This is a genomic window from Pseudomonas pseudonitroreducens, assembly GCF_021603645.1.
Lineage (GTDB): Bacteria > Pseudomonadota > Gammaproteobacteria > Pseudomonadales > Pseudomonadaceae > Pseudomonas > Pseudomonas pseudonitroreducens.
In genome coordinates, this window is record NZ_BQHJ01000003.1 from 494385 (window position 1) to 517689 (window position 23305).

The 23305-nt window shown below is 59.7% G+C and carries 19 protein-coding genes and 1 pseudogene; 16 read left to right on the top strand and 4 right to left on the bottom strand.

Annotation, left to right across the window (positions count from 1 at the left end):
* Positions 1 to 3 precede the first annotated feature (3 nt).
* From L6D89_RS10190 to L6D89_RS10225, 8 genes are read left to right on the top strand one after another with little or no spacing between them, the layout of a single operon-like run.
* A complete protein-coding gene (locus L6D89_RS10190; protein ID WP_236199578.1) occupies positions 4 to 663 on the top strand; it encodes an energy-coupling factor ABC transporter ATP-binding protein in 660 nt (219 codons plus the stop codon).
* Positions 660 to 1313 (top strand): CbiQ family ECF transporter T component, encoded by a 654-nt coding sequence (locus tag L6D89_RS10195; RefSeq protein ID WP_236199579.1) that lies wholly within the window; start codon positions 660 to 662, stop codon positions 1311 to 1313. The genes L6D89_RS10190 and L6D89_RS10195 overlap by 4 nt, the downstream gene beginning before the upstream one ends.
* The gene (locus L6D89_RS10200) at positions 1310 to 2530 is read left to right on the top strand and encodes an acyl-CoA dehydrogenase family protein (protein ID WP_236199580.1); all 1221 of its coding nucleotides are present in this window, start codon (positions 1310 to 1312) and stop codon (positions 2528 to 2530) included. Before L6D89_RS10195 ends, L6D89_RS10200 begins: the two co-directional genes overlap by 4 nt.
* Positions 2531 to 2583: 53 nt before the next feature.
* Positions 2584 to 3429: an SDR family NAD(P)-dependent oxidoreductase gene (locus tag L6D89_RS10205; RefSeq protein WP_276574788.1), complete on the top strand. Its 846-nt coding sequence runs from the start codon at positions 2584 to 2586 to the stop codon at positions 3427 to 3429.
* 14 nt (positions 3430 to 3443) lie between these two features.
* Positions 3444 to 4748 carry an NtaA/DmoA family FMN-dependent monooxygenase gene (locus L6D89_RS10210; protein ID WP_236199582.1) on the top strand — a complete coding sequence of 435 codons (1305 nt, stop codon included), beginning with the start codon at positions 3444 to 3446 and terminating at the stop codon, positions 4746 to 4748.
* 10 nt (positions 4749 to 4758) lie between these two features.
* Positions 4759 to 6126, top strand: coding sequence for an LLM class flavin-dependent oxidoreductase (locus L6D89_RS10215; RefSeq protein ID WP_236199583.1), 1368 nt, complete (start codon positions 4759 to 4761; stop codon positions 6124 to 6126).
* Positions 6127 to 6170: 44 nt separating this feature from the next.
* Positions 6171 to 8327 carry a TonB-dependent receptor family protein gene (locus L6D89_RS10220; RefSeq protein WP_236199584.1) on the top strand — a complete coding sequence of 719 codons (2157 nt, stop codon included), beginning with the start codon at positions 6171 to 6173 and terminating at the stop codon, positions 8325 to 8327.
* The gene (locus L6D89_RS10225) at positions 8314 to 10323 is read left to right on the top strand and encodes a S9 family peptidase (RefSeq protein ID WP_236199585.1); all 2010 of its coding nucleotides are present in this window, start codon (positions 8314 to 8316) and stop codon (positions 10321 to 10323) included. Before L6D89_RS10220 ends, L6D89_RS10225 begins: the two co-directional genes overlap by 14 nt.
* 505 nt (positions 10324 to 10828) lie before the next feature.
* Here the strand turns inward: L6D89_RS10225 and L6D89_RS10230 are convergent.
* Genes L6D89_RS10230 through L6D89_RS10240 form a run of 3 tightly spaced genes read right to left on the bottom strand, consistent with a single transcriptional unit; the run spans position 10829 to position 14376 of the window.
* Positions 10829 to 12286: an NAD-dependent succinate-semialdehyde dehydrogenase gene (locus tag L6D89_RS10230; protein ID WP_276574794.1), complete on the bottom strand. Its 1458-nt coding sequence runs from the start codon at positions 12284 to 12286 to the stop codon at positions 10829 to 10831.
* A 26-nt stretch (positions 12287 to 12312) separates the two neighbouring features.
* Complete coding sequence (locus tag L6D89_RS10235; protein WP_236199586.1) at positions 12313 to 13323, bottom strand: dihydrodipicolinate synthase family protein; 1011 nt, start codon at positions 13321 to 13323, stop codon at positions 12313 to 12315.
* 45 nt (positions 13324 to 13368) lie between these two features.
* On the bottom strand, positions 13369 to 14376 hold the full coding sequence (locus tag L6D89_RS10240) for an ornithine cyclodeaminase family protein (RefSeq protein WP_236199587.1): 1008 nt from the start codon (positions 14374 to 14376) through the stop codon (positions 13369 to 13371).
* A 387-nt stretch (positions 14377 to 14763) separates the two neighbouring features.
* Between L6D89_RS10240 and L6D89_RS10245 the strand changes: the two genes are divergently transcribed.
* The 6 genes and pseudogenes from L6D89_RS10245 to L6D89_RS10265 all read left to right on the top strand — a co-directional run bounded on the left by L6D89_RS10245 (position 14764) and on the right by L6D89_RS10265 (position 19979).
* Complete coding sequence (locus tag L6D89_RS10245) at positions 14764 to 15762, top strand: fumarylacetoacetate hydrolase family protein (RefSeq protein ID WP_236199588.1); 999 nt, start codon at positions 14764 to 14766, stop codon at positions 15760 to 15762.
* 282 nt (positions 15763 to 16044) lie between these two features.
* Positions 16045 to 17157: an FAD-dependent monooxygenase gene (locus L6D89_RS10250; protein ID WP_236199589.1), complete on the top strand. Its 1113-nt coding sequence runs from the start codon at positions 16045 to 16047 to the stop codon at positions 17155 to 17157.
* Between the two features lie 155 nt (positions 17158 to 17312).
* The gene (locus L6D89_RS10255) at positions 17313 to 17522 is read left to right on the top strand and encodes a hypothetical protein (protein ID WP_236199590.1); all 210 of its coding nucleotides are present in this window, start codon (positions 17313 to 17315) and stop codon (positions 17520 to 17522) included.
* A 176-nt stretch (positions 17523 to 17698) separates the two neighbouring features.
* Positions 17699 to 18454, top strand: a pseudogene (locus L6D89_RS32760) (MCP four helix bundle domain-containing protein); the annotation flags it as partial.
* 99 nt (positions 18455 to 18553) lie between these two features.
* The gene (locus tag L6D89_RS32765; RefSeq protein ID WP_373874943.1) at positions 18554 to 19309 is read left to right on the top strand and encodes a methyl-accepting chemotaxis protein; all 756 of its coding nucleotides are present in this window, start codon (positions 18554 to 18556) and stop codon (positions 19307 to 19309) included.
* A gap of 94 nt (positions 19310 to 19403) precedes the next feature.
* Positions 19404 to 19979, top strand: a complete 576-nt coding sequence (locus L6D89_RS10265) for a chalcone isomerase family protein (protein ID WP_236199592.1) — start codon at positions 19404 to 19406, stop codon at positions 19977 to 19979.
* A 477-nt stretch (positions 19980 to 20456) separates the two neighbouring features.
* Here L6D89_RS10265 and L6D89_RS10270 read toward each other — a convergent pair whose 3' ends face one another.
* Complete coding sequence (locus tag L6D89_RS10270) at positions 20457 to 20741, bottom strand: hypothetical protein (RefSeq protein WP_236199593.1); 285 nt, start codon at positions 20739 to 20741, stop codon at positions 20457 to 20459.
* Between the two features lie 241 nt (positions 20742 to 20982).
* On the opposite strand from L6D89_RS10270, the gene L6D89_RS32770 reads away from it, so the two are divergent.
* Together L6D89_RS32770 and ppnN are read left to right on the top strand one after the other, a co-directional pair.
* A complete protein-coding gene (locus L6D89_RS32770) occupies positions 20983 to 21264 on the top strand; it encodes a helix-turn-helix domain-containing protein (protein ID WP_373874941.1) in 282 nt (93 codons plus the stop codon).
* A gap of 452 nt (positions 21265 to 21716) precedes the next feature.
* Positions 21717 to 23111 (top strand): nucleotide 5'-monophosphate nucleosidase PpnN, encoded by a 1395-nt coding sequence (ppnN, locus tag L6D89_RS10275; protein WP_236174754.1) that lies wholly within the window; start codon positions 21717 to 21719, stop codon positions 23109 to 23111.
* Positions 23112 to 23305: the final 194 nt, after the last annotated feature.

A 23305-nucleotide genomic window follows, 5' to 3' on the forward strand; every position in this document is an offset into this window, starting at 1 on the left:
CCCGTGCTGCACGACATCAACCTGGAGCTCAAGGAGCAGCGAATCGCTTTCATCGGCGCCAATGGCAATGGTAAGTCGACCCTGGCACGCATGCTCAATGGTCTGCTGATCCCGCAGCGGGGCGATGTCGTGGTGAACGGCGTGGAAGTGCGCCGCCATCCCGTCCAGGCTCGCCAGCGAGTGGGCTTCATTTTCTCCGACGCCGATAGCCAGATCATCATGCCAACCGTCGCGGAAGATGTTGCCCTGGGTCTGCGCCGCTTTGGCTATGACAAGCTGCGAACCCAGCGTGAAGTCGATGCGTTGCTGGCTCGCTTCGGCCTACAGGAGCACGCCGAGCATTCAGCGCACCTGCTGTCGGGCGGACAGAAACAGATGCTCGCACTGGCCTCGGTGCTGGCCACGCAGCCACAGATCCTGATCTGCGACGAGCCCACGACTTTGCTCGATCTGCATAACGTCGAGATCTTCGTCGATACCCTGCGCCGGCTGGAGCAGCAGGTCATTCTCCTGACCCATCAACTGGAGATTATCGAGGACTTTGATCGTGTGGTCGTCATCGACCGCGGACGGGTGTTTTACGACGGCCTGCCGGCAGAGGCGGTGTCCCGATACCGCGCCCTGATTCGCGCTCGGCGGGTTCCCCAGGAGCTTTCGGCATGATGGGTCTGTTCAAGCCCGGTAGCTCCTGGCTGCATCGATTGACTCCCGGCTGGAAGTTCCTTGGCCTCCTGGGGCTTTCCGCGGGGTTGTCTCTGACCACCTTCCTGTCCGCCCAGCTAGCCTGGCTCGCACTCTTCCTTGCGTTGTATCTGCAGGCTGGCCTCGGATTACGACCTGCATTCGCCGCGTTGCGCGCCTTGGCGCCGTTCGTGGTGCTAATCATGCTGGTGCAGGTCTTCACGCAGGACTGGCAAGCCGGCGCACGGCTATCGCTGACCATGTACAACGCCATCCTGCTTGCGGGTTTGCTGACCCTGACCACGAGAGTTTCCAGCATGCTCGAACTGTTCGAGCGACTGCTGCGTCCCTTCGGCCGATTCGGCGTGGATACCTGGAAGGTGAGCCTGGTGCTGGCGCTGACTATCCGACTGATTCCAAGCGTGAGTCGTGCCATCGATACCTCGCGAGATGCGTGTAAAGCGCGAGGTTACGCGCGGCCTGGTGTGCGTATCGTGCTGCCGGTATTGGTGCGCCTGATTCGGGAGAGCGAAGCTGTCGGCGATGCCATTGCTGCCCGCGGGCTGGAAAGCGATCCCTCCGCGGACATCGATGAGCCGGGGCGCCAGCCGGTTGGGAGCGTCGTCCAATGAGTAGCGTGCATGTAATTCGCGACGAGTCCGAAGTCGAAGCCATTCTTGACCGACTGGATTCGCTGGTTGCCGAAGGTTCGATCGAGCGCGACGCGACCGGATCTCTACCCGACGCCGCGATCGCCGCGATCGCCAGCAGCGGCCTGTTGGCGCTGAATGTGCCGCAAGCTTATGGTGGGGTGCAGGCGAGCGCCGTCACCATTGCCAAGGTCTACCGTCGCATTGCCGCGGCCGACCCCAGCGTGGCGCAAATTTTCCAGCCGCACTATGCCGCCCTGGATGCGATAGGCCGGGTTGGCAGCGAACGCCAGCGTCGCTTCTTCTTTGCCGAAGCACTGGATGGCGCCTGGTTTGGCAACGGCACGACGGAAATCGGCGTCAAGCGTGGCTATGAGCACTTCCAGACCAGCCTGCGGGAGATCGAGCCCGGCGGCGATTATCTGCTGGATGGGCGCAAGTACTACAGCACGGGTGCCGTGCACGCGCGCTGGATCGCGGTGATGGCCAAGGACCCCCAGGGACGGATCGCAGTTGCCTATGTCGAGCGGCAGGCCGCGGGTGTCAGAGTCGAGCAAGACTGGAATGGCTTCGGCCAGCGCGGTACCAGCAGCGGCACCACCACGTTCGAGCGGGTAGAGGTGCCGCGCTGGCGGGTGGTCGAACGCTGGAGGCTGTTCGAGCAGCCGCAAAGCCATGGCGCCTTTGGTCAACTGCACCACATCGGGCTGGACCTGGGAGTTCTCGATGCTGCGCTGCGCGACGGTGCAGAGTACGTTCGGCTGCGTTCCCGACCCTCCAGTGAGTCACCGTTTGCGAGCAACAGCGAAGACCCCGTGGTGATCCAGGCGTTCGGCCGTTTTGCCATCGCCCAGCGGGCCGCCGCGGCTCTGCTGGACGAAGCCGCTCGGACCTATGACCACCTCGACCCGCTACTGCGTGATCCCGATACCCCGCCCGACCAGGCGGCAGAGGCTGCCGCGCAGATTTCCCTGGCCGTTGCGGCCGCCAAGACCTTTGCCGCCGAGCAAGCAGCCAGTGTGAGCAGCGCGGTTTTCGACTGGATGGGGGCGGGCGGTACGGCACGACCACTGGGGCTTGACCGCCACTGGCGCAACACCCGTACCCACTCTTTGCACGATCCAGCGCGCTGGAAGATCCACCACCTGGGCAATCACCTGCTCAACGGAATCCTGCCGCCCAACAGCGGCATCCTCTAAGACCTCTTTCCATAAACGATGACGCCCCTTCAGTGGGGTTGGGGGAACTTTGCATGGCAGTTTGGCTTGTTACTGGATCCAGCCGTGGGCTGGGATGGCACTTGGTGAAAGAGCTGCTCGCCGACGGGCATCAGGTAGCCGCGATTTCGCGCGTGATCGCTGTCGGTGAACCTGAGCATCCGCAGCTGCTGCGCCTTGCCGCTGATCTGGTCGACCCGATTCAAGTCGGCGAGGCAGTGGCAGCGACAGTGCAGCGCTTCGGACGCATCGACACTGTCATCAACAACGCGGGCAAAGGCCTGCTGGGGGCTATCGAGGAGGCCAGCGACGCGGAGGTTCGCGAGGTCTTCGAACTGAATCTGCATGGCGCGCTGAATGTTATCCGGGCGGTTCTGCCAGGCTTCCGTGCCCAGCGTGCCGGCAACCTGGTGAACATCAGCTCGCTGGCAGGCTTCTCTGGCGCGGCATCCTGGGGCGTCTACTCCGCCAGCAAGTTCGCCCTCGAAGGCTTGAGCGAAGCGCTGGCCAAGGAAACGGCGGCGCTCGGTGTGCGCGTTCTGATCGTCGAACCCGGCATCCTGCGCACGGAATTCCTCGAGGACCAGTCGCTGCTTACCAGTCAGACGCGTATTGCGGATTACGAGGCAAGTTCGGGCGTGGCGCGGGGCGGGCTTGCGCAGAGCCGTGGCCAGCAACCCGGGGATCCGCAGCAGGCAGCGCGGCGCATCATCGATCAGGTTGGCGCCGGTCTTCCGGCTGATGGGTTTGCTTCCCGGCTTATCCTGGGCTCGGACGCTGCGCGCGTCATCAGTGCCAAGCTGGCGCTGTTGCAGGGGCAGGTGGCCGCCAGCGCGCCGCTGGCCGGAAGTATCGATTTCGCCAGCGCGCCAGCAGCATGAGTCGCCGCGGGAAGATGCACCTGGCCCTGGTGACCGGAGATGCCGGTTTCCACCAGGCGGCTTGGCGACAGCCCGACAGTGCGGCGGAGCAACTCTGCGATCTGCAGCTGTTCCAGCGGCTGGCCCGGCGCGCCGAGGCGTCGGCGATCGACAGTCTGTTCGTGGCCGACGTCGCAGGCTTCGACCCGCAATCCCATGCCAGTTGGCCGACCAACCAGCTCGAGCCGCTGACACTGCTTGCAGCGCTGGCCGCAGTGACCTCGCGGATTGGCCTGATTGCTACCGTTTCGACCACGTTCACGCCTGCATACACCTTGGCACGCCAGGTTCTTTCGCTGGATCACCTGAGCCGTGGGCGTGCAGGCGTCAACATCGTGACCTCCCGTGGCGGGCAGCAGCTCTATGGACTTGAGCAGTTGCCCGCACATGCAACGCGCTACCAGCGAGCTACCGAGACGCTGGAAGCGGCCCGGGCGCTGTGGGACGGCTGGGAGCCGCGGGCGATCCTGCTTGATCGCCAGGCAGGGCGTTATGGCGATCCGCGGCGTATTCATGTGGCCGACTACCGGGGTGAGCATGTGCGCGTGAAGGGCGCACTGCCAACGCCGCGCTCCCCGCAAGGACGGCCAGTGGTGGTGCAGGCAGGGTCTTCGGAGGAGGGCCGCGAACTCGCCGCGCGCTACGCGGACATCGTCTTCACCATGCAGGGGGATGCGGAGCAAGCAGCAAGCTTCTATCGCGACCTCAAGCAGCGCGCCCGCAAGTACGGGCGCGACCCCGAGCACCTGCGGGTGCTGCAGGGGGTGACGCCGATCAGTGGCCCGACCGTCACCCAGGCGCAGGAGCAGCAGCGAGCGCTCGCTGAACTGACTGATCAGGAGCAGGCGCTTCGCCGGCTTTCAGGGTTGCTGAACGGTATCGACTGCACGTCCCTCGCACTGGACCAGCCGCTGCCCGAATCGTTGCTACGACAGGCACGCCAGGCTGAACCCAGCACAGCCGCGCAGGAGCTATTGGCGCTGGCGGATCAGCAGCGCTCGCTTGGAGAAATCCTGCAACGGTTGGTGAGCTCGCGGGGGCATTGGACGCCGGTGGGCAGCTACGAGCAGATCGCCGACCAGTTGCAGGAACGCTTCGAGGCTGGAGCAACCGATGGATACGTGGTGTTGCCTGCGGATCTGAGCGCCTCCCTCGACGGCCTGCTGGACCACGTCATTCCGCTACTGCAAGAGCGCCAGGTGCTGCGTAGCCAGTACCAGGGCGAGACCTTGCGCGAACACCTGGATCTTCCGTTGCCGGACTGGCAACGCCCCGTTTAAGGACTTTTTCATGAGCGACCTTTCTTCTGGCCGCGGTGCCAATGAGCTTTTCTTCAATGCTTTCGAGCAGAACTGCGTCTCCCTGGCATATCACGGCGTCTGGGCTCATCCGGAGTCCAAGCGTTTCGATTACACCCGCCCGCGCTTCTGGACTGACCTGGCCAGGACGCTTGAGCGTGGCGGTTTCGACAGCATCTTCTTGGCGGATGTCGTGGGCGTCCATGACATCTACCGAGGTGGCTATCAGACGGCGGTCAGCAGGGCGATGCAGACCCCTGGTGGTGATCCGAGCGTGCTGATTCCGCTGATGAGCGCGGTTACAGAGCACCTGGGCTTTGTCTTCACCCAGTCCATCCTGCAAGAGCCTCCGTTCAACTTCGCGCGGCGGGTCTCGACGCTGGATCACATCACCGAGGGGCGTGTGGGCTGGAACATCGTCACCTCGCATCTGGCGAGCGCGGCGCGAAACCTTGGCTGGGGCGACCTGCCCGAACATGACACTCGCTATGCCATGGCGGCGGAGTACCTGGAAGTCTGCGGTCGGCTCTGGCAGCACAGCTGGGAGGATGATGCCGTGCTGCGTGACAAGGTAATGGGCCGTTATGCCGATCCTGCCAAGGTGCACCGCATCGATTTCGAAGGTCAGTTCTACCAGGTGCCCGGCCCGCACTTGTCCGAGCCCTCGCAGCAGCGCACCCCGGTGTTGTTCCAGGCGGGTTCGTCGGAGGCTGGCCGGCAATTCGCTGCGCGCAATGCCGAAGCCATCTTCCTCGACTCGACGACCCCGCTCGGGGCCCAGCAGATCATCGCTGACGTTCGCCGACGTGCCCAGTCATTGGGGCGTGACCCTTCGAGCATTCTGTTCTTCCAAGGACTCACTTTCGTGGTTGGCGGCACCGATGAAGAAGCCAGGGCGAAGGATGCCAGCTACCGGGAATATCTCGATGAGGAAGCCTTCGCGGCGCAACTGAGCAGCGCGGCGGGCCAGGATATTTCAGCGGTGGATTTGAACACACCGTTGGAGAGCATTCGCACAAACACTCAGCAAGGCTGGCTGAACAGCCTTCGACAGTCAGCGCCCGACCAGAAGTGGACGCTTGGCCAGGTCTTACTGTGGCGCCGCAACCGGCAGATTGTCGGCTGCCCCGAGCGCCTGGCCGATGAGCTTCAGAAATGGAAGGACGCCGGGGTGGATGGCATCAACGTCACCTACGTGATCTCTCCAGGCAGCTTCGAGGATTTCAGCGACGGCCTGGCGCCGGAGCTGCGCAAGCGCGGCCTGCTCAAGCAGGAATACCGCCCCGGAACCCTGCGTCAGAAACTCTTTGGCAAAGGCGATCGCCTGCCAAGCAACCACCCATTGCAGCGCCGCGGCTGAGCTCGCGCGTTGAGTGTCTAATCGTCTTTCAAGGATGTAGTCCCATGCAGTCCCAACAACCACCTTTTGCACGCCGTGCATTGCCCTGGCTGGGCTATAGCGTCGCGTTGGCCTTCAGCCAGATTGCCCAGGCCGATCAACCGAACACCGCTGTCGAACTGGAAAAAGTCGAGGTCATTGGCCGCGCGCAGACTGAAGCGGAGGTCGCCAAGGAGCAACTGGACAAGACCCCGGGCGGTACCAACTACATTGACTTGCAGAGCGTTGAGCAGGGCCGTGCCAGCAACAACGAAGACGTGTTTAAGTACCAGCCCGGCGTCTATGCCAAGGCGACCAACAATGACGGTATCAAGCTGTCGATCCGTGGTTCGGGACTAAACCGCGGCGCAGGTGCCCACGCGTCCGGCCTCTACGAGACCATCGACGGCCTGCCGCTTACGGGGCCTGGCGGTACACCGTACGAGCTCAAGGAACCGCTCTGGCTGAGCCGGGTAGAGGTTTTGCGCGGGGCTAATGGGTTCGACCGGGGAGCCCTGGCGCTGGGCGGTGCGGTCAACTACGTCACCCACACTGGATATGACGCACCGAAGTTGCAGTTGCACTATGAGGCGGGCTCCAACGGGTATGCCAAGCGCGAGATCAGCTCTGGCCAGGTGCTGGGCGATGCGGACTACTACGTCAGCCTCACGGACTCGGAATACGACGGCTACCGCGACCACAGTGGCGGCAGCGGCAAGGGCGTCGCGGCGAACTTTGGCTATCGCTTCAATCCCAATCTCGAGACCCGCTTCTACTTCCGCTATCGGGAAACCGACAACAACATGCCGGGCAACCTGACCCGCTACCAGATCAATCACGACCCCAGGGCGGCGAACCCGGTCTACGTGGCTCGGGACTCCAAGCGCATCCAACCGGGTACGACCTGGTTCGGAAACAAGACGACCTTCTACCTCGACGACAACTCGCGGGTGGAAGCCGGCCTGGTCTACCACGACTACCCCATGGATCTGCGCGAGGGCACCAACCGCATCAAGGTCGCCTACACCGATGTCAGCGGGGTACTGAACTACATTCGCCAGGACACCCTGTTCGGCCACGACAGCACCACCACCGTCGGCCTGCGCAGCACCAAGGCGCTGCCCAACAACGGCACTTCGGAGTATGTGCGTGTGCCCACCGGCAACACCGCCGCGTACGCCGTCGGCACCAAGACGCGCGATTACAGCTACCTGGGTTCCGACAGTGTGCTGCACATCGGTAACGACCTGGAGCTTGCTCCGAGCTTGTGGCTGACCACCGGCCTGGCGGCCATCTATACCCGCCGTGAAAGTGAAGTGACCTATCCGGAGGGCGGCGGCAAGGTGAGCCAGCATGACTGGGACTATGCACCGCGTGTCGGGTTGCGCTACGAGTTCAGCCCGCAGTTGCAGGTCTACGGCAACCTCAGTCGCTCGGTCGAACCGCCACACGCCTGGTCGCTCATCTGGGGCTCGAACAAGTACTTCCCGGCCGGAAGCGGGCCTGCCACCGGCTTGCAGCGCGAGCCCGTCAAACTGAAGAACCAGACCGCTACCACGCTCGAGGTGGGCGGCCGCGGTGACGCTCGGTTCGGGCACTGGGATCTGGCGGTGTATCGCTCGGAGGTTCGTCACGAACTGCTGAGTGTCGAGACCCAGGCTGCCACGGCCACCACTTCGGCCATCATCGCCGAATCCAACGCCAGCCCGACGATTCACCAAGGCGTGGAGTTCAGCCTGGACAGCCTGCTCTGGGATGGTGGCGGCCACGGCCGCCTGAACCTCACTCAGGCCTACACCTACAGCGATTTCCATTACCGCGACGATGATCGTTTCGGCGGTAACCAACTGCCGGGTATTCCCAAGCATTACTACCAGGCCGAACTGCGATACAGCCTCCCCAACGGTTTGTATGCCGGGCTGAACACCGAGTATTCCTCGCGAATTCCGGTGGACTACGCGAACTCGTTCTATGCCGGTTCGTATAACATCTTCGGTGCTCGCGTGGGCTATGACGCTCCGGGAAAAGATTGGCAAGGCTGGCTTGACCTTCGCAACCTGACCAATGAGCGCTACGCGAACATCGTCACTCCGGGTTACGACGACAAGGGCAAGGACGTCGCACGCTCAGTTCCGGGCGATGGCTTCGGCGTCTATGTGGGGCTCACCTATGCCTTCCATTGAGGGGAGCGACACGCATAGGTCCCGCCAGGGGCGCCGCAAGGCGCCCCTCGGTGCCGCTCTGCTGGCGTGCTGGCTTCCGCTGGCAGCGGTTGCGGAGCCTGCCAGACCGACCGTTCTTGCCGACATCGCGCAGCTCGCTGAGCTCAGCGAGCTGCGCGCGACGGCAGGCGGCGAGGGCGTGCTGTACACGGTCACCCGCCCATCATCCACGGACGATGTACAGCAGAGGGAACTCTGGCTCGCCCATTCGGCGGAGCGGACGCCTCGCCTCCTGCTGGGCGGCGACCAGGCTTTTTCGCAGGCGCGAAGTGTTCCGGGCGACCAGGGTTACAGCTTTCTGCGTGATGATCATGGAACGCGCCAGTTGTGGGTGGTTCGCGATGGCTCTGCGCCCCGCCAGCTTTCCCGGCTGTCGGGGCGGATCCTGGACTACGAGTGGTCTTCCGACGGCAAGCAGGTGTTGATTACTTACGACAGCGAGACTGCTCGTCCGGCCAGCCAGCCACTGGTCATTGACCGCCTGGAGTTCAAGCGGGACGGACAGGGCTATCTGAGTGGAGCAGAACCCTCTCTCTTCGTCCTCGATCCGGCCGGCGGCCGATTGCATAGGGTTGCCGGCGACGGACAGGCAAGTCCTGGCTCGGCTCGCTGGTCTCCGGACGGCCGCTGGATTGCCTTCATTGCGAGTGCGGAGCCCGGCAGACACGCGCGTCGCAGCGAAACCCTGTTCGTTGTCGACAGCAAAGGAGAAAAGCCTCCACGCGCCCTTGCTCCCGCTCGACTAGGTATGGGGACATCCCTGGCGTGGGCACCGGACAGTCGCTCGATAGCCTATCTCGACAGCACGGAGCGTGACCTCGATTTTCGCGAGCACCCACACTTGTCCCTGGTTGCACTGGACTCCGGCGCCGTCCGGTCGCTGACCAGGACACTGGATCAGTCAGTCAGCACACCTGCCTTCAGTTCCGATGGCAAACGCGTGAGCTTCATGGTCAGCGGTGACCGGAGCCAGGGGCTGGCAGAGGTAACGCTGGCTGACGGCCGGGTCAGCCGCTTACTGGATGGCCCGCTGACAGTAAGCGACTACGCAGTGACATCGACGGGCATCCTCTACATTGCCTCTGGCGATGAACGTCCAGGCGAGCTGTTTCGCTTGATACGGGGCTCGTCCGGCCTGCCGCGCCAGTCCATCAGCGGCATCCACGACGCACTCAACCGGCAGGTACGCTGGCTGGTGGCGAAGGACGTCGAGTTCAGCTCCGGTGATGGACAGATCGTGCACGGCCTCCTGACGTTGCCCGGCGGAAGGCTCAGTCACACTCTGCCCACGCTTCTGCGCATCCATGGCGGACCAAACTCACAGGACAGCCACGCTTTCGTCTTCGAGCGACAGCTACTCGCGGCACAGGGCTATGCCGTGTTGAACGTGAACTATCGCGGAAGCAGTGGTCGTGGCACCGATTTCAGCAAGGCGCTGACGGGGGATTGGGGTAATTTGCCGGTGGCCGACCTGCTTGCTGGTGTTGATTACCTGGTGTCGAGCGGTATCGCTGATCCGCAGCGTCTTGGAGTGGGGGGCTGGAGCTTCGGGGGCATCCTCACCGACTACCTGATTGCTGCGGATAGCAGGTTCAAGGCGGCCATCAGTGGTGCGGGCAGCGGCAGCCGTATCGCCCAGTACGGACATGACCAGTGGCTGACCTTCTGGAGAGCTGAGTTTCCAGACCCATGGCTCGCCCCGCAGGCATGGATCGATGCCTCCCGGCCGTTCTTCCATGCCGGCCAGATCCGAACGCCGACATTGTTCATGGGCGGTGACCGGGACTGGAGCGTGCCTCTGGTGGGAAGCGAGCAGATGTACCAGGCGCTAAAGGTCAACGGCGTCCCGACACAGTTGGTTGTCTATCCGGGCGAAGGGCACGTGTTGCGGCGGCCCTCTTTTGTCCGAGACCGCCTGCAGCGAACCATCGATTGGTATGCGCAATGGTTGCGGTGACTCATTGCCGCGATCAACCCGGATAGTTCGTCGCGACCAGGAAGATTTCCCGCTGACAGCAGACAGTGCGAATCGCTTCCCGGAACGAGTGTTCACCATCTGGCTTGCAGTTCGAGCTGGCCTTACACAAGCCAGGCGCTTTTGCTGGCTTACGCAGAGCCACCATAAGCGCGCCTGGGCTGGCTGCCTGCCCATGCTCGACCGCCCAGTGGCTGAGGGCAGCCGATTGATGCCCCTGGCGAGAGGCCGCTACTGACTGTGGATTCAACCGGTCTACGATCACAATCGGCCTCTATTTGTTGTTGAAAGCTGTCTATGAAGGTAGATGCCACTCAAGGTTTTTTCCGCTTGAAATCTAGCTCCTGGCGCATAAAGGCGAGAGGAAGGAGAGCAAATGGAGAAGGGCTAGCTGCCGGCTGATAGGTGACGTCAGGGCTTCATTGCGAAGCTGGAGGACAGTCCTCGGCAGCCATCACTGGCTGCCGAGGACTCGCGACTGCTGCGGTTACTGACTCAGACCGCCAAGGGCGACGTACTTGATCTCCAGATAGTCTTCTACACCGTACTTGGAGCCTTCGCGACCGAGGCCGGAGGTTTTCACACCGCCGAAGGGCGCAACTTCAGTAGAGATCATGCCTTCGTTCACGCCGACCATACCGAACTCAAGGCTGTCGACGACGCGGAAGATCCTGCCCACATCGCGCGCGTAGACATACGCGGCCAGGCCAAACGGAGTGTCGTTTGCCATGGAAATCGCTTCTTCCTCGGACTCGAAGCGAAACAAGGGTGCTACCGGGCCGAAGGTTTCGTCGCTGAAGATCAACGCTTCGTTCGGTACGTTGGTGAGAACGGTCGGCTCGAAGTAGCTTCCACCCAGGTTGTGCCGCTTGCCGCCAGTGGCTACCCGGGCGCCTTTCTCTACCGCATCGGCTATGTGCTCTTCGACTTTTTTGACCGCCTCATCATTAATCAGCGGACCAAGCACTACGCCTTCGTCCATGCCGTTACCAACTTTCAGAGCAGCGGTGGCCTCTGCAAGTTTCTGCGCAAACGTGTCGTAGATCCCCGACTGAACCAGCATCCGGTTAGCAGCGACGCAGGCCTGTCCGGTGTTGCGGTACTTGGCTGCAATGGCACCCTTCACTGCCGCGTCCACATCAGCATCATCGAAGACAATGAACGGTGCGTTGCCACCCAGTTCCATGCTGGTCTTCTTGATAGTCGGTGCACATTGGGCCAGAAGCTGAGCACCTACTTCGGTCGAGCCAGTGAACGAGAGCTTGCGTACGGTCGGGTTGGAAGTCAGCTCGCCGCCGATTGCTCGAGCCGAACCGGTCACGACGTTGCAGACGCCTGCAGGCAAACCTGCACGCTCCGCCAGTACCGCAAGTGCCAGCGCAGATAGGGGTGTTTGGCTTGCAGGTTTGATCACGCCGGCGCAACCCACAGCCCAACCCGGGCCCGCTTTACGGGTGATCATCGCAGAGGGAAAGTTCCAAGGAGTGATAGCTGCGAACACCCCAATAGGTGCCTTCTGCACGAGGATCTGACGGCCTTCCACGTTGTGCGGAATGATGTCGCCGTAAACGCGCTTTGCCTCCTCGGCGAACCACTCGATGAAGCCTGCGGCGTAGATTATCTCGCCGCGCGACTCACCCAGGGGCTTACCCTGTTCGGCGGTCATGATCTTCGCCAGATCGTCGATGTTTTCCAGCATCAGATCGAAGAGCTTGCGCAGAACCTTTGAACGCTCCTTCGGCAGCGTTTTGCGCCAGCCTTTCATCGCGCGCTCGGCGGCAGCTACCGCACGCTGCGTTTCGCGCATACCACCATTGGGAACGCGGGCCACCAGTTCTCCGGTGGCCGGGTTGCGGACCTCAATGGTCTGGCCGTTGTCGGCTTGAACCCATTGGCCATCGATCAGCATGGCCTCACGGAGCAGATCAGGGTCTTTCAACTGCAGAGTGTTTGCACTGGACATGGCTGACCTCAAACAGGGTTACGGCCGACGAAGAAGGCTTCGTCTGCGTCGCGGGTGGGGTTGAGGCCGGCAGCCTCGAGACCTTTGCGAAGAACCGCCATGTCTTTCTGGAATACACGCTGAGTCGGGTGAGGCATCGGACCGCCGTTGTAGCCCTGGAGCCAGCCTTGGTACTTCCACATCATGCGGTTCAACAGTCCATTTGCAGCCATCGGGAGGCTGGCGAAAGCTTTACGAGCTGGGTCCATCTTGTACCAAAGCTGGGTGGCTTCATCGTAGTTGCCAGCGCGGATTAGCTTGTGGATCTGGGGCAGGAGCGGGCCGTAGTAGGCGGAGTAGTTGGTCCCACAGAAAGGAATGTCCATGACTTGGGCCAGGGGCACGTACTCATATTCCAGAGGGGAAGAAATCACGACCTCCTCATGGAACTCGCGGTGCACCTCGATGGCGGACATGATGTAGGGCAGGCCGCCTTCAGCCTTGATCGCCACAACGTTGGGAATCTCGTCGACCATGCGACGCAGAACCGAGACCGGGATATCTGCGGGGTGCAGTCGGCTGAAACCCCAGGCCGGCAGCGGGAAGATGATTACGCCGAGATTGGTCGCGTCACAGACTGCCTTGGTGTACTGGAAGACCTCTTCGTAATCCTTCGGGTAGAAGTAGGGCGGATATCCCAGGAGCACTAGGTCGGCACCGGCTGCTTCGGCGCGTTTTACAGCTTCGATGTTGTCTTCAAGAGTATTGAATACCGCTTGGTGAACAATGACCATCCGGCCTGCAGCCTGATCGGCCATGATCTGGCAGAACTCGAAGTATTGGTCCTGAGTGATCGCAACCTCAGAGCAGGACAGACTACCTACGAAGCCGTGCTGGATTGCCAGTTCGACGTCATGGCGCACAGCCTTTTCGTTGATGCGTTTGAAGTCGGAGGTCATTGTCGGAATGGTGACGTTGGCCACGCCGAGCAGGTGTTCACGTGCCCATGCACGGGCGTCCTTTTTGTTGTAATTGGCCATGTTCAGTTTCCTCTGTGGATTGTTCTATCTGGACTAAAAGCTCGTTTAGCTTTTGGTTTCGAATTGAATGGGGAGCGGAGTGGCAAGGCCAGCTTCGATTGCCTTGGTGAGGATCAGCTCAGCGACGACGATGTCTTGCAGGCCGCCGCCAACGGACTTGAACATCGGGGCGCGAGATTTCGCCACGGCATCTGCGCAGGCGCCGCTCATGAGGTCGGCCAGGCTGAATGCTTTGTTGTGGAACTCAATGTCCGCTGCCTTGGCGGCCAGCATGTCACCAGTCTCCTCGAGTACTTCTTCCAGCGTGTCGCAGATGATGATGTCGCTGCGCTCAACTACCGAGACATCGATTTCGCGCTGCTCAGGAATGGTCGAACCAATCGATACAACGGTTGCACCTGGCTTGAGCCATTCGGCAAAGAGAATCGGTTCTTCGCCACGAGAGCGAGCCGCAGTCAGCACGATGTCTGCGCCTTCCACTGCCTCTTTGGCAGAGGCCACACCCTTGGCCGGAACGCCGGTATCTGCAGTTACTGCCTCGGCGAAGGCCGCACGACGATCAGGAGTCGGGCTGAATACGTTGACTTCGGTGAGCTCGCGAACACTCGCGAACGCGCGGGTGTGCATTGCTGCTTCCAGGCCGCTACCAAGTACTGCCAGGCGAGCTGGCCCCTTGGGGGCGAGTCGATCCAACGCTGCGGCTGAGGTGGAGGCGGTGCGGTAGCCCGTCACTAAGTTTCCGTCGACGAAGGCCGCGATCCGGTTGGTGGTCCGATCAAACAGGACGATGACGTATTCGATACCAGGAGGCGCGTCGCCCCCCATGTTCGAACCCATCAGCTTAGCGCCGTAGTAACGACTGCCAGGCGGAATTGCGGGCAGGTTGCGCAGCCAGGTTTTTTCAAGCACAGCTACCGTGCGAGGCGGCGTCGCCTTCGCGGGGATGGAGTGGGCGTACGCCTTTTGGAGAGCGGCAATTGCATCTTTCCAGCGAAAGACAGCCCGTGCAGTGTCGCTGGAGATGAAGACGGGATTCTGGAGATTGGCAGTCATATGATTGATTCCAAAAAGCAGCGGTTACGGGGTGAGCGAGAGTAGAGCGACCCAGCTTCAGCAACGGTGCGTTGCAGAGACGTCTCCGACTACACAGCTCCCTAGATCTGCAGCCAGATAGCTTGCCTCGTGAGGCGGTTTAAGGCTCCTGATGGTGCGGCCTTCTTAATGTGCATGACAGCGCAGTTAAGCCCCTTCTCATGGCGCGCAGCCGGGGATGATTTCTTTATAAACGACACGGAGCGTATCTAAAATATTTCACTCAGGCAAGGCTCATTTAGCCAATCCATGAGGCACCATCTGCGAAGTGCCTAGAGGTGGTTGCACTTGTGAAACGATACGTATAGTTTGTTATCGACAGAACAAGACACCCCTCGGGAGAAAGTGATGAAGCTAGGTCGGTTTGTGGTTGAAGGACTGGACGGTCCCGTACAACGTATCTGCGTGGTTCTGCCGGAGCAGAATCGGGTCATCGATCTGCGTGCCGCTGAAGCTCTGCGTCTTCAAGCAAAGGGCGCTACTCGCGAAGCTGCTCTTCGCTATGCATCTACGGTATTCCCCGAAAGTATGTCTGCCGCCATCGCCCTGGGGCAGCAGTTCCTGGATACTGCTGCCGAAGCTGCGGAAAAAAACGGCGCTGACGCGTCGCTGCCTATGGATGGTCTGAAGTGGGGTGCTGCCTGCGATCCTTCGGTTGTCCGTGACGGCCTGACTTTCACCAAGCACATCCGCCAATTCCATGAGCGGATGAATGTCACTCCGCAACCGGCTCTGCTGGAGATCCCTGGTTACTTCAAAGGCTCGCCTTGGACCGTCATCGGTCATGACGCTGAGGTACCGTGGCCGGCTCGAGGCCAACGTATCGATTACGAATTGGAGATCGGTTGGGTTATCGGTAGTCGTGCCAATAACATCACTCCCGATACAGCGCTTTCCCATCTGTTCGGCGTGACCATCTTCAACGACTTCAGTGCTCGCGATCTGCAGGCCAACGAGTTCGCAATCGGCATGGGGCCCACCAAGAGTAAGGACTTCGCCTACGGCATCGGCCCGTGGATCACCACGATCGACGAGTTCTCCGACCTGAACGCCATTAAGATGTCGGTTCGCGTTAACGGCGAGACCTGGGGTGAGGGCGATTCTTCCGAGATGCTCTGGACTCCGGAAGAATTGATCGCCTACGTTTCGATCGGCGACCACATCCAGCCCGGCGATGTCATCGGTTCCGGCACCATGGGTAACGGCTCGGCACTCGAGCTGGGTAGAAGCCTGAACCCTGGCGACATTGTCGAGTTGGACGTAGGCGGTGTCGGTGTGCTGCGTAACCGCATCGGGCAGCGTCCGGAAGAGTCCTGGTGGCCGGAGCGTCGTAAGCCGTTCATGTAAGCATCAGATGTACCGCTGTTAATTTCTGGCCTTTGAAGATTTCAAACCGCAAGGTTTGAGCGTCGGAAGGTGACTCGACCAGCATTGGGTGGCTAATGCAGCATCCGGGCTGGTCTGACGGGCGCCGATTCCAGGTCGTAGCTATCTGCTGCGGGGGGATCGGCGCCGGTCAGTAAGAGGCGCAAATGTGACCAGCCTTGTGCAGAGCTTTGGGCAAAGCGCGGGCGACTACACCTGCTTTAGCAGTTACCACCCGCCACAGAAGCGGAGAGGAGACAAGAAATGAATGCAATTAAACGCGTCCTGATCGTGGGCAGCGGAATCGGTGGCGCTACAGCAGCTTTTGCGCTTCGCAGAATTGGTGTTGATGTTCACTGCATCGATATCAAGCCCGAAGCTCCGATGGCCGGTTCTGGAATCTGCATGCTTCATAACGCGATGCGAGCCCTTAACGGTCTTGGCCTCGCGGAGCTCTGCCTAGAGAGTGGTTACCGGTTCGACAAGTTTCGCCAGTTCAATTCGGCGGGTGAGCTTCTGGTAACCAACCCAGCTCCTCCCAGTTGCGGGATTCGCCGCCCGGAACTGGCTCGCATCCTGGAGGCCGCTGCCGAAGGTGCCGGCGCAGTCATCGATCGAGGTCTGACCGTCGAGAGTCTGGTCAATCGAGAGGAGGGCGTGGACGTTCGCTTCTCGGACGGTCGCGAGGCAACTTACGACCTGGTAGTTGCGGCCGACGGGGTTTACTCCAAGATCCGTGATCAGGTGTTTGGTACAGACTGCAGCCCCCGATTCGCGGGTCAAAGCGTCTGGCGTTTTAACGCACCCAGACCGGCCGAGATCGATGCCTTCTGCCTTTACCGCACTCCCACTGGCCATACGGTGGGATCGTTCCCGACGTCGCAAGAGAGCTGCTACATCTTCTATCTCGAAAACAGCAATGAACCTCTGCGTATTCCGGAAGGAGAGGCTCACCACCTGATTCGGGATCGGTTGATGGAGTACACCGCCCCGTCAATTCGCGAGTCCCTTGAGCTTGTGACCGATGCCAAACAGGTCATCTTCCGTCCGTTGGATATCACACTGGTGCCGGCACCTTGGTATCGCAAGCGTGTGGTTCTGCTCGGCGACGCGGCGCACGCTCCCACGCCTCACATGACCTCTGGCGGCGGCATGGCCATCGAAGATGCAGTTGTCCTCGCTGAGAGTGTCGCGGCCACTGCTACAGCAAAAGCTGCTCTTGAGATGTACTCCAATCGTCGATTCGAGCGTTGTAAGACGATCTGCGATGCATCGCTTCAGCTGTGTCGGAATGAGCAGGAAGACGCGCTGGGTAACCGAGAGAAATCGGCTGGGCTGCTTCTGCAGACCTACCAGTATTTGGGGAATCCCATTTAATCCCTAAAATATAAGGGATCAATCCTCGATTCGTCTGGAACGGCGAATCGAGGAGCATTTTAAAGTTCAAGGAAATACCTAAGTCAATGATCTTCCTCGCTTGAGGATGGTTGTTTGCTGATGCACGTCCGAAAATAAAAAATAGAGGAACTGCTATGAATCTTGCCTTGAAAGAATCTGTTATGGCTGGCCTTATTGGCGGAGTCATCTCCGCAGTCGTTGCCTTCCTTGTTGCATATTACCTTGCTCCGTTCCCGCTCAATCCTATTGACAACTCCATCGGCAACAGCGTGAGCGGCTTCTTCAGCGGGTTGGTTAGTGGATTTGTTGGTGTTTTTCTTGTGATCAAGAAGCTGGCTTCTTGATTAATAAGCTACGAGGTCGGATTTTCCTAAATGGTTTGAGTGCTCCTTTCCATTAAGGATGGCCTTTAACGCTTCTTCTTGTGTCCCTTGTTTTACTTGTGCGCCTGTACGGTCTTCGTCAGGCGTTTTTTTTGCTTGCTGCCTTTGGCTTTCCAGGGGGAGATATGTTGCGAAGCATGAAGTTGGCGCCACGCTCGGCATTTAGTTTTGGAGTCATTGCACTAATTGTATTTCTCTTGGGTGTTTTCTCTATCCAGAAGATGGAAAGGATGACTAAGCAATCTTCCGTCATCAATGAGAAGTGGCTTCCTAATATTGTTAATCTCAGTAACCTGGTTAAAGCACAGCTTAGAAATCATGTGTTTCTTGCTCAACTGGCGTCCATGGAGAATCCAGCGGCCAGGGAGGGCGGTATTCGTCAGCTGAAGGCTCTTGTAGGTGAGGTTCAGTCTCTGAAAGGACATGTCGATGCCGGGTTGACAGGTGCGGAGGAGCGAAGTGTATTTGACCAGTTCGACGAGGCAGACAAGGTCTATACCGCTGAGCAGGAGAAAATTGTTGGTGCAATTTCTTCCGGCGAGCTGGCTACAGCTTCCTCAATGCTGAGAGGAGCAATTATTGACTATGGGACTCGGCTTGGAATGGCGACCGAGGCGCTCATGAAACTCAACATGGAAGGCTATGAGAAAGCCACGGCGGGGCTTCTCGAGGCTAGGAACAGTGCCCGGCGGGGGATCATCGCTGCTGTGCTAATTGCTCTTCTGGTAACGGTGGGTTTAGCGATCTTTTACACCAGGAGCATTGTGCAGCCCCTTGGGCGTGCAGTGCAGGTGGTTGAGATGGTTGCTCGAGGAAAGCTGGACGCGAAGATTGACTCGGTAGGCCGGGATGAGCCAGCTCAGGTTCTCCGCTCGCTAAAGCTCATGCAGGACGGTTTGAGAGATGTGATCGAAGCCATCACGAAGTCATCCACTCGCATTGCGGCCTCTGCGCGTGAGCTCAAAGTAGTCACCACATCCTCATCAAGGGCGATGAAGTTGCAGGATGAGGAGGTCGTGTCAGCGGTATCTATTGTGAATGTCGCAACACTCGCCGTGGTGGAGGTCGCTAAGAATGCGGCCAGGACTGCGGAAGCTTCGCAGATTTCCGATCAAAGCGTGAGGTCGGGATGTGAACAGGTCGCTCGGATGGTCAATTCCATCTCTGGTCTTTCTGAAGAGGTTTCGCTGACAAACGCACAGATTGGCGAGCTAGCCATGAGCGTTGCAAACGTTACCAGAATCATCGAGGTCATCCGCTCAATCGCGGAGCAAACGAACCTACTCGCGCTGAACGCTGCGATTGAGGCGGCCCGGGCTGGTGACGCAGGGCGTGGTTTCGCAGTAGTCGCAGAGGAAGTTCGGGCCTTGGCTCACAGAACGAAGAACTCAACTCATGAGATCGAGGTGCTCATTGGGGGAATCCAGGACGTAACGGAGCGAGCAGTTTCGTCAATGCAACGCAGTTCGGAAAGCGCGGAGGTCACTCTGAGTTTGGCGGGTTCTGCTGACCAGGCTTTGAGAGATATTCGGGCTTCAATCGAGACGATTATTGAGCGAAGCAGGGTCATTGCCGGTGCAGCTGATCAGCAAGAAGGGATGATGGAAAGCGTCAATCAGAGTTTGCTGAAGATACAGGGACTGTTCCAGGAAGCATCCGAAGGCGTCAATCAAACAGATCAGGCCAGTGGTGATCTTTCAGAGTTAGCAGGTCTCTTGCAGGAACTAGTTTCGAGATTTGAGGTTTAAGGCGCGATTTACGATGTCACGCACTCACTAATTTTACGGCGTATTAGCGGGCTGTCGAGATTTTGCCTGAGGGATTATGCCGCCTGGGGTTGAGATGAATATAGTAATCGGATATATGTTCTTATTACTTTCGGTCTTTTCTATCGGTTCGGTAGCGGCTGGGTTTCCTTCTGAGTTCTCTCAGGGAGACCGAGATTTGGTTGTTAATGGAGTCGCGAAGCGATTATCTCGAGATCACAAGCCTCAGTATGAGGTGGCCCTGTACTTGGCTGCTAAGTCTGAAGACGCTCAAGCAATTCTATCTGGTGATGCACCGGGAGCTATCTCAATAATTTTTCAGGATAACTTGTCGCCCAAAAAAGCTAAGTCGCTTCTGCTGGAAGACCTCTTCGTAAATTTAGATGACGCAGACCTCCAGAGGCTGTCGCCTATTTTAGGAAGGTTGATGACGCTAGCCCCGGAAAATGGATTCGTGAATGGTGATAATGCCGTATTTTCATATTCTCCTGGCGAGGGTACCGAAGTATTCCTCAATGGGCATTCAGCGGGGATGATCCCGGGGAAAGACTTTTTCTTTTGTTTCCTTAGCCAATGGCTAGGGCCGCACCCTATAAACAGAAAGGAGAAGATGGGACTTCTCGGAGTAAAGGCGCAGGGCTCGGGAACCTGACTCAGAAGATGATAAGCGGCTGCAGTACTGAGTGTTAGTCGATGAGAAATCAGCCTTTGTGTATAGGCAAACTGGCCAAAATTACTAAGCGATCTGGGCAGTTTTTTTCGCTTGTGAACCTTGCTACACGCATGGACTGCGTGAAGGCCTAGGCAACCTCATGGATGGAGGTTGGCATTGCTACTTGTGACCCATGGGCAACGCTGCAGTCATGTACAGGAGTGCATGCCGCCACAGATTGCTACTCGTAGTCGTGGTGATCAATTCAGAGTGTGTGCAAGCCCCACTAGCCAAAAGCTAGTGGGGCATTGCCTTCTGCGAGGAAATAGAGGCTAAGACAGACCGCAGCTGAATATTCCGGTGTTGCGTGACGGAGTAGAAGAGGGCGACGGCATCAGATCGATGCCAACCGCAAACAGATGCCTGGATAGGGCATCAGCAGTCGTCTTTCGCCGGTGCCCTGCAATTGCAATAGCTTCAGCTCAGCATTGAGCTGCTAAAGACCCGCCTTTTCTTCACCCCTTGCTTGTTGATGATTGATTCATCTCCCCAAACGTATCGGATGCCGCTCTGTACCTCGTACGTAAAGGTGAGCCCCCTCGCTGTCTCATAGCGCTCGAGGGTTTCCAGAGGCTCCATGAGCCATCTGCCAGCCTGATTCATGTGGTTAGGGGTGACTAATAAAATCGTCCCCACTCGGAGCTGTTCCCCTTGTTCCGCAAGCAATGACTCTAGGAGGTCCTCGTCGGTCAGCATCAGCATTGGCCGTCTCGTGAACCCATCCTTGTCCGACTCATTCACTTCCTCTGTCGCAACGTAAAACCATGGGCGATGGATGCTGTGCTCTACAAATCGCCAGCAAGGCGTCTCACCGAACAACCCAAAGTTCTCGATTTCAGCCTGGAGGGGGGTAAGGAACATAAAAAAACTCCAAATATACTATATATAGTATAGAGCAATTCGATCCTAAGCGGCTTCATCGTTCCTTTTGCGAGCGTCAAATATGCAATCGGAACTGAAGCAAGCTCTAGGGGCTGCTATTCGAGCCTACAGGCTCAATCGAGACATTCCCCAAGAAAGCCTTGGTCCCAGCCAGCCGTACATCAGCAACCTGGAGAGCGGTAGGTGGAGTGCAACTCTGGACAAAGTTGATCGCATGGCCGCCGCACTCGGAGTCCATCCAGTTAGCATCATCCTCGCGGGATATCTCGCCCTTGAAGAGAGCTCTGACACCGACGCCGTTCTGGCCCGAATACGGGAGGAGCTGCGGGAGATCGGACGTTAAGGGGCTTTTTGTCCACATCCGCCATTTTCTGTGGACAGCCTGATGGACGGTTAAGTACCTGTAATATTGGATTTTTCTCGTGTCCATACTCTCTATTACTTAGGGGTACCATACGCTACAAGATCGAGCTGCTCAGCCCGCAGCGCAAGGACTGACTCTGCGCCTTCGCGCAGACCACCTCGGAGAAACCCCGCCTTCATGGCGGGGTTTTTCTTTTCCAGCTGTCATCAGAAAGTCACCACAGCGTTCATACTCAAGGGGCATCGACGCCGGACGCGTCGATTGCGGAAGCAGTTTCCGCCATTCGCTTGTCACAGTCAGAAGGAGCGCGCTGCGGGCCGGAGAATCCCCGCCGCGACGCCCCCGGCAATGACGGCCGAATGGACGGCCGCATCGATTTATCGGAAGGCCCCGCGCCCAGGCGCCTGGCTTCTATCGTCAAGGAATACAGCATGTCCCCAAGACCGGTTAACAACGCCTCGGTCAGCCCCAAGGGCAGCCTCGAAACCCTTTCCCAACGTGAAGTCCACCAGCTCAGCGAAGCGGGCTCGGGCAGCACCTACAAGCTCTTCCGCCAGTGTGCCCTGGCCATCCTCAACACCGGCACGCAGATCGACAACGCCAAGCACATCCTCGACGCCTACCGTGACTTCGAGCTGGAAATCCACCAGCAGGACCGCGGTGTGCGCCTGGAGCTGTTCAACGCGCCGGCCGACGCCTTCGTCGACGGCGAGATGATCGCCAGCACCCGCGAGATGCTCTTCAGCGCCCTGCGCGACATCGTCTACACCCAGAATGCGCTGAACAGCCGCCGCTTCGGCCTGGACAGCTCGGCCGGCATCACCGACTACGTCTTCCATCTGCTGCGCAATGCGCGCGCCCTGCGCGCCGGCGTGGAGCCGAAGATCGTCGTGTGCTGGGGCGGCCACTCGATCAGCACCAACGAATACAAGTACACCAAGAAGGTCGGCCACGAACTGGGCCTGCGCAGCCTCGACGTCTGCACCGGCTGCGGCCCGGGCGTGATGAAGGGCCCGATGAAGGGCGCCACCATCGGCCATGCCAAGCAGCGCATCACCGACGGGCGCTATATCGGCCTGACCGAGCCGGGGATCATCGCCGCCGAGGCGCCAAACCCGATCGTCAATGAACTGGTGATCCTGCCGGACATCGAGAAGCGCCTGGAGGCTTTCGTCCGTGTCGGCCACGGCATCATCGTGTTCCCCGGCGGCGTCGGCACGGCAGAGGAGTTCCTCTACCTGCTGGGCATCCTCATGCACCCGGAGAACCAGGACATGCCGTTCCCGCTGGTGCTCACCGGCCCGCGCAGCGCGGCGGCCTACATCGAGCAACTGCACGCCTTCGTCGGCGCGACCCTGGGCGAGGCGGCGCAGCAGCGCTACCGCATCATCATCGACGACCCGGCGGAAGTGGCGCGGGAAATGAGCGAAGGGCTCAAGCGGGTCAAGCAGTTCCGCCGCGAGCGCAACGACGCCTACCACTTCAACTGGCTGCTGAAGATCGACGAGGGCTTCCAGCGCCCGTTCGAGCCGACCCACGAGAACATGGCGAGCCTCGACCTGGGCCGCGACGTGCCGCCCCACGAACTGGCGGCGAACCTGCGCCGGGCGTTCTCCGGCATCGTCGCCGGCAACGTCAAGGACCGCGGCATCCGCATGATCGAGGAGTTCGGCCCGTACGAAATCCACGGCGACGCGGCCATCATGGAGCCGCTGGACGCACTGCTGCAGGCCTTCGTCGAGCAGCACCGGATGAAGTTGCCGGGTGGCGCGGCGTACGAGCCTTGTTACCGGGTGGTTCAACGTAGTCCTGCACTGGCCGGCTGACTGCAGACTGGCGCTTTGCAGAGGACAGTCCCCTCTCCCGCTGGGAGAGGGTTAGGGTGAGGGGCGCCGGGAAGCACGGTGTCAGGGCTGGCCCTCACCCCCGCCCTCTCCCGGAGGGAGAGGGAGCCATCCGAGCAGGTGAATGCAGTGGGTTCACCCGACGGTAAAAACAAAAAGCCCCGCCAGGATGCGGG

Bases quoted from the DNA above. Each gene is read 5' to 3' on its own strand.
- L6D89_RS10195 (WP_236199579.1), top strand. From the start codon at position 660: ATGATGGGTCTGTTCAAGCCCGGTAGCTCCTGGCTGCATCGATTGACT.
- L6D89_RS10200 (WP_236199580.1), top strand. From the start codon at position 1,310: ATGAGTAGCGTGCATGTAATTCGCGACGAGTCCGAAGTCGAAGCCATT.
- L6D89_RS10205 (WP_276574788.1), top strand. From the start codon at position 2,584: ATGGCAGTTTGGCTTGTTACTGGATCCAGCCGTGGGCTGGGATGGCAC.
- L6D89_RS10210 (WP_236199582.1), top strand. From the start codon at position 3,444: ATGCACCTGGCCCTGGTGACCGGAGATGCCGGTTTCCACCAGGCGGCT.
- L6D89_RS10215 (WP_236199583.1), top strand. From the start codon at position 4,759: ATGAGCGACCTTTCTTCTGGCCGCGGTGCCAATGAGCTTTTCTTCAAT.
- L6D89_RS10220 (WP_236199584.1), top strand. From the start codon at position 6,171: ATGCAGTCCCAACAACCACCTTTTGCACGCCGTGCATTGCCCTGGCTG.
- L6D89_RS10225 (WP_236199585.1), top strand. From the start codon at position 8,314: ATGCCTTCCATTGAGGGGAGCGACACGCATAGGTCCCGCCAGGGGCGC.
- L6D89_RS10235 (WP_236199586.1), bottom strand. From the start codon at position 13,323: ATGGCCAATTACAACAAAAAGGACGCCCGTGCATGGGCACGTGAACAC.
- L6D89_RS10240 (WP_236199587.1), bottom strand. From the start codon at position 14,376: ATGACTGCCAATCTCCAGAATCCCGTCTTCATCTCCAGCGACACTGCA.
- L6D89_RS10245 (WP_236199588.1), top strand. From the start codon at position 14,764: ATGAAGCTAGGTCGGTTTGTGGTTGAAGGACTGGACGGTCCCGTACAA.
- L6D89_RS10250 (WP_236199589.1), top strand. From the start codon at position 16,045: ATGAATGCAATTAAACGCGTCCTGATCGTGGGCAGCGGAATCGGTGGC.
- L6D89_RS10255 (WP_236199590.1), top strand. From the start codon at position 17,313: ATGAATCTTGCCTTGAAAGAATCTGTTATGGCTGGCCTTATTGGCGGA.
- L6D89_RS32765 (WP_373874943.1), top strand. From the start codon at position 18,554: ATGAAGTTGCAGGATGAGGAGGTCGTGTCAGCGGTATCTATTGTGAAT.
- L6D89_RS10265 (WP_236199592.1), top strand. From the start codon at position 19,404: ATGAATATAGTAATCGGATATATGTTCTTATTACTTTCGGTCTTTTCT.
- L6D89_RS10270 (WP_236199593.1), bottom strand. From the start codon at position 20,741: ATGCTGATGCTGACCGACGAGGACCTCCTAGAGTCATTGCTTGCGGAA.
- L6D89_RS32770 (WP_373874941.1), top strand. From the start codon at position 20,983: ATGCAATCGGAACTGAAGCAAGCTCTAGGGGCTGCTATTCGAGCCTAC.
- ppnN (WP_236174754.1), top strand. From the start codon at position 21,717: ATGTCCCCAAGACCGGTTAACAACGCCTCGGTCAGCCCCAAGGGCAGC.